Here is a 4793-nt window from a genome sequence, read left to right on the forward strand (position 1 = left end):
AAATTCATTCTTTTCTACTAAATCATCGATGATTTAGTAGAAAAGAATGAATTTTCTTTTGACACTTTCGAGCAACGTTTGGGCAAATCTGACATCCTGAACCTCAATGACGCATTCAGGGGAAAGATAAGCCAATTAATGGCCGACGATAGAGTTAATTACGCCGAAAGCTATTCTTCCACGCTAAGTAATCTTGAACGTTTCAAAGGTTCAAAAATATCTTTTCAAACCATCACCCCGGATTTTCTCCGGAGATTTGAAAAATATCTCATAGAGTCCGGCAAATCGGTGACGACAGTTGGTTTTTACATGAGAAACATCCGAACGGTGATAAATTCAGAAAAATACCTGTCCGGCGAAAAATATCCGTTTGGAAGAGGTAAATATGTGATACCAAAAGGGGAGCGGAGAGAGCTCGCGCTTGAATTAAGCCAGATCCACATGATACAGGCATATAAATGCGGGGATCCTATAAAGCTTTACCGTGATTTATGGTTGTTCTCCTTTTACGGTAACGGCATTAACATGACAGACATCTGCAGGTTGAAATATGACGAAATCAAAAACGGAGAGATAACCTTCATACGGAAAAAAACCAAGGAAAAGCGGCGCAAGGTTGTCCGGATATTCATACCGATAACAACCCCTCTCAAAAAAATCATAAAAGAGTATGGCAACAAAAACAAAGAGGGTTATATATTCCCGTTTTTAGATGGCATCCAAACCGAAAAACAAAGGGTTCGTAAGATCGCAGATATTACAAAGAACGTAAATGAAGCGATTCAGCTCATCGCGAAGGATTTAAAGCTTCCCGATAACATAACCACATACGCGACCAGGCACTCGTACGTAACCATACTGGAGCGTTTGCATGTTCCGAGGGTATTCATCCAGAATAGCCTGGGCCACACGGATGAAAGCGTCACGGATAGCTATAGTAAAATGGCGGAGAGGGAACTGAGGTTTAAATACAATACATTGCTTCTCCCTATGGGTGATGGTGAAATTGTAAAAGACTTGGCGAATAGGGCAAAAACAGAAATTATATTAAACTGATAAAATATGAAAGACGATAGCACTCCCTTTAAGGGCATGGGATCCGTTCAGTATGGAGACATCGACGACCTGCTGGCGTACCTCGCATTGATCCCAAATGAGGGACGTATGGTCAAGATGTGGGAGAGATCCATCGAAAAGCAGTTGGCCAATTACAGGCATAAGCGCGCAATTTACGATTTTTGGGATCTTGGCGAGATGCCGGAGGGTCTGAGTCCGGAGGACAAAGAGTCTGTTAAGAGAGAAATAGTGCAGATTTCAAAACGTATTGCGTCCGATATCGAGGAAGTTAAAGGCACACTCGGCATAGATTTAAGTCCTGAATATGCTGATGACTTGGCCTGGCAATTCACATATACTGAAAAGAATCCGATACTATTAAAAGCTATTGCGGGCGATAACCCGAGAATTGGCGGTAAATTCCTACGGGTATTAACAGAGAGACAAATTGAATTTTTGTTTAACGAGCTGACTCGCGTTCGAGAAGTAAAACCTATTGGAAAAATGAGTTTCATGGAGGGTGACTTAAAGGACTTTAAAGCGATGTTCACTGGTGAGGGGATCGATCCCGGAAACTTCAAACCCGTTAACTGGCTGCCGGGTGATAAAATAACGCTCCGGGTGTTAATTTGGGGGCAAGCTCCAATAGGTATTGATAAATATCCAGAACCGACAATCGGGCTTAAAAGTAATAATCTGAAAGAAAAAGATATACCAAAAGTTTGCCAAACATTTTTTACACATAAAGGAGAACTAATCTCTGGCGCCGCAATTAAAAATAACCCGGCCAAGCTCGAAAACGACCCGATATTTGAAGAACTGTATGGAATACTCAAAAAATTTGCGACCATTGGAGATTAAGTATTTAAGCTAAAAGCGACCTAAAGCGACCTCAAAACAAGTAAAAGCGACCCCTAAAAAGGTCGCTTTTTCCATTGATAATCAGTTGTTTATTATAGTTTTACTCCTTTTCTTTGTATCAGAAATCAACTCAAAAACAACAAGGATATGGATGATTTAGTTTTACTTAAAAAAGGAGATTTGGCCGACTTGATTGATACGGCCATAACCAAAGCATTGGCAAGGAATAAACCCGCCGAGCAGGTACGTAAAAACACACTCTCCCTTGACGAAGCCGTGGACTATCTCAACGAAAACGGTTTTTCCATCGCAAAAAGCACCATTTATAAGCTCACATCAACAAACCAGATACCTTTTCACCGATTCGGAGGACGAAAGATTGTATTTCGTACCGACGAACTGGACGAGTGGGCCGGTGAACAGTTGATCCCTGAAAACAACTCCGTTTGCCATAATGTTGCGCGCTCCGCAAGACGAAAAATGTAAAAAATCCAAAGGTGATGAATGCAAAACAGCCGGCAACAACAGGCAAAGTTAAAATATCACTCTCCGCGTTTCGCGGAGTGAGATCCGTCATGCCCATACGTGAAAATGGAACAGAACAATGATAGCAAATATTGATTTATCCCGATTCAACACCCGCGGTCCTGAACAGTTGGAACATCGTACCTGGCAGGATACGGTGATTGATCCTTCGGTGGACTACCTGCCGCCGGAGTTCCTTCTCCGTATCGGGGGAACCGGTACTTTTCCACGAGGAGACATTCAAGCGATCAAAGGGAAGGCCAAGACCGGGAAGACCACGGCAATGACCCTGATCACCGCCGGGATGCTCGCGAACGACTTCAACGAGGGGCTGGGGATATTCAGCCGGCCGAAAGACAATATAAAGATCCTTCACGTAGATACCGAGCAGCACCCGCGTAGTGTTGCCTGGAAGCAAAAAACAGTTTACAGGCTGATCGATGCCAACCCGGGCGATCCCTTATCGAATTACGCGGTTCTCAGCCTTCGGGAATTTTCATTCTCAGACAGGTGGGGTATTGCAAAGGAAGCTATTCACGATTTCAAACCGGATTTCGTGCTGATCGATGGCATCGTGGACATGATCGCCGACTTCAACGACTCAGCGGAAAGTAAGGCATTTATTTCTGATTTGATGGCGCTGGCCAGCCGGGAGAACTGCGCCATCTGCTGCGTGCTTCACGAGAACAAGGGTAAAGGCGACAACACCATGCGCGGGCACTTGGGCACGGAACTTTTGAACAAGTGTTCGGAGACCTACCAGGTGAGTCAGTTGAATGGGATTTTCACGGTGGCGCAAACAGAGAGCAGGAACGCACCGGCGCCGGATTTTGCATTCACAATAGACTCCGAAGGATTACCAGTGATGGCCGATGAAACGCCCCAGGCGCGTGGCAAGAGCAGCAACTACCTGGAACGGGCTCAGATCATCCGAGGTTTTTTCCCTGATCAAGGTATGCGATACAAGGATCTCGTTGCGGAGTCAATGGAGCGCTTTGGCGTTTGCGACAGAACCGCGAAAAGCACGATCAAGGATTTCCTGCGGGGAGACATTTTATTCAAAGATGAGAATAATGTTTATCATTTAAAAAAACAGAATGATGATCTTTTCGGGTGAAAATAAAATAGTGCAGGGGTGCAGTGCAATGTACCCGCCTATATATATAGGCGGTTGCACCATTGCACCACACTGTTACCCGGGGTGCAATTGCACCAATATTGCACCAATATTGCACCATTGCACTAAGGGTTTTAAACATCTGGTTAACTGCTTATTATCAGATAAGGGGCTAATTGCACCAAAAGAGCAAAAAGAGAGTTGTAGAGCGACGAAGAAAAATCAAGTTTTGAATTTAGTGCAATTGCACCAAAAAAAAAACAGCCACACCACTGCATATCATCGAGTTATGAAACGAAGAGATATTTTCAACGAAAAAGTGAGCGCCTTCAAAAAGATTTTTGATCCAACCCCTGCGGGCGAAGATAAGATCAGTGATCTGGTGTTAGGCGATCGCTTCAAAGAACGAGTGAACCGGATGAGGCGAGAGACGGATCAGGAGAGGAAGGCAACGCTAAAGAGGGCACTTCCGGCATTTACGGCCTCCGGGATCTTCAGCGGACGTAATGACAGCGACCTGATGCAGCACAGCGGCGTGATCGCGATCGATATCGACTACAAGGACAACAAACACCTGGGCAACTACGACAAACTGAAAGAGATCATTTCGTCGGTGCCATACGTGGCGTATTGCGGGAGATCCGCAGGCGGAGAAGGCTATTTCCTGCTGATTCCTATCAAGGAGCCGGCGAAGCACGGCGAACACTTCGCCAGCCTACGGAAGGATTTTGAACGGTGCGGCCTGACAATCGACCCGTCCTGCAGCAACGTCGGCCGTTTGAGGTTTGTATCGTTCGATCCGGAGCCGTACATCAACCGGGACGCGGAGATATATCCTTTTATCCTGAATGGTAAAAAGAATCACAGGGAAAGGCCTCAGGTTCGACCAGTCAAAGCGGACCCGGTAAAGCTGGAGGAAGTTACCACCTGGGTGCGGATAGCGGAGGAGGAAGGAATTAACTCACCTTTCGTATACGATGAATGGTTCTCGATGGCCTGTGCTATGGCTTTCGAGTTTGGAGAAGCAGGCAGGGAGGCATTCCACGGCTTTAGCAGAGCCTTTCCCGACTACGATCCGGAAGATTGTGACCGGAAGTTCAGCGAAGCAAAAAAAGCGGTCAGAGAGACCGGTAAACATCATCCCACATTTGCCAAAATACGGGAATTATTCACCGGATACGGAATAACAGCTAAAGCAGATTTTAAATAACAACTAAAAAATAGGAGGATACAA

Annotated in this window: 5 protein-coding genes and 1 pseudogene; all 6 read left to right on the forward strand. The window is 45.4% G+C overall.

Features of this window, described 5'->3' with window-relative positions; all coding sequences use genetic code 11:
- Positions 1-78 precede the first annotated feature (78 nt).
- Positions 79-327: pseudogene (locus tag Q0502_RS18955) on the forward strand (phage integrase SAM-like domain-containing protein); the annotation flags it as partial.
- Positions 328-1056 carry a tyrosine-type recombinase/integrase gene (locus Q0502_RS04480; protein ID WP_298647653.1) on the forward strand — a complete coding sequence of 243 codons (729 nt, stop codon included), beginning with the start codon at positions 328-330 and terminating at the stop codon, positions 1054-1056.
- A gap of 6 nt (positions 1057-1062) precedes the next feature.
- Positions 1063-1917 carry a hypothetical protein gene (locus tag Q0502_RS04485; protein WP_298647656.1) on the forward strand — a complete coding sequence of 285 codons (855 nt, stop codon included), beginning with the start codon at positions 1063-1065 and terminating at the stop codon, positions 1915-1917.
- Positions 1918-2064: 147 nt separating this feature from the next.
- Positions 2065-2403, forward strand: a complete 339-nt coding sequence (locus tag Q0502_RS04490) for a helix-turn-helix domain-containing protein (protein ID WP_298647659.1) — start codon at positions 2065-2067, stop codon at positions 2401-2403.
- 118 nt (positions 2404-2521) lie between these two features.
- Entirely contained in the window at positions 2522-3559 is a 1038-nt protein-coding gene (locus Q0502_RS04495) for an AAA family ATPase (protein WP_298647662.1), read from the forward strand.
- A 289-nt stretch (positions 3560-3848) separates the two neighbouring features.
- Entirely contained in the window at positions 3849-4769 is a 921-nt protein-coding gene (locus tag Q0502_RS04500; protein WP_298647664.1) for a BT4734/BF3469 family protein, read from the forward strand.
- The last annotated feature ends 24 nt before the right edge of the window (positions 4770-4793 follow it).

The sequence above is a fragment of the uncultured Proteiniphilum sp. genome, from assembly GCF_937873925.1.
In the GTDB taxonomy this organism is placed as follows: Bacteria; Bacteroidota; Bacteroidia; order Bacteroidales; family Dysgonomonadaceae; genus Proteiniphilum.

Bases quoted from the DNA above. Each gene is read 5' to 3' on its own strand.
- Q0502_RS04485 (WP_298647656.1), top strand. From the start codon at position 1,063: ATGAAAGACGATAGCACTCCCTTTAAGGGCATGGGATCCGTTCAGTAT.
- Q0502_RS04490 (WP_298647659.1), top strand. From the start codon at position 2,065: ATGGATGATTTAGTTTTACTTAAAAAAGGAGATTTGGCCGACTTGATT.
- Q0502_RS04495 (WP_298647662.1), top strand. From the start codon at position 2,522: ATGATAGCAAATATTGATTTATCCCGATTCAACACCCGCGGTCCTGAA.
- Q0502_RS04500 (WP_298647664.1), top strand. From the start codon at position 3,849: ATGAAACGAAGAGATATTTTCAACGAAAAAGTGAGCGCCTTCAAAAAG.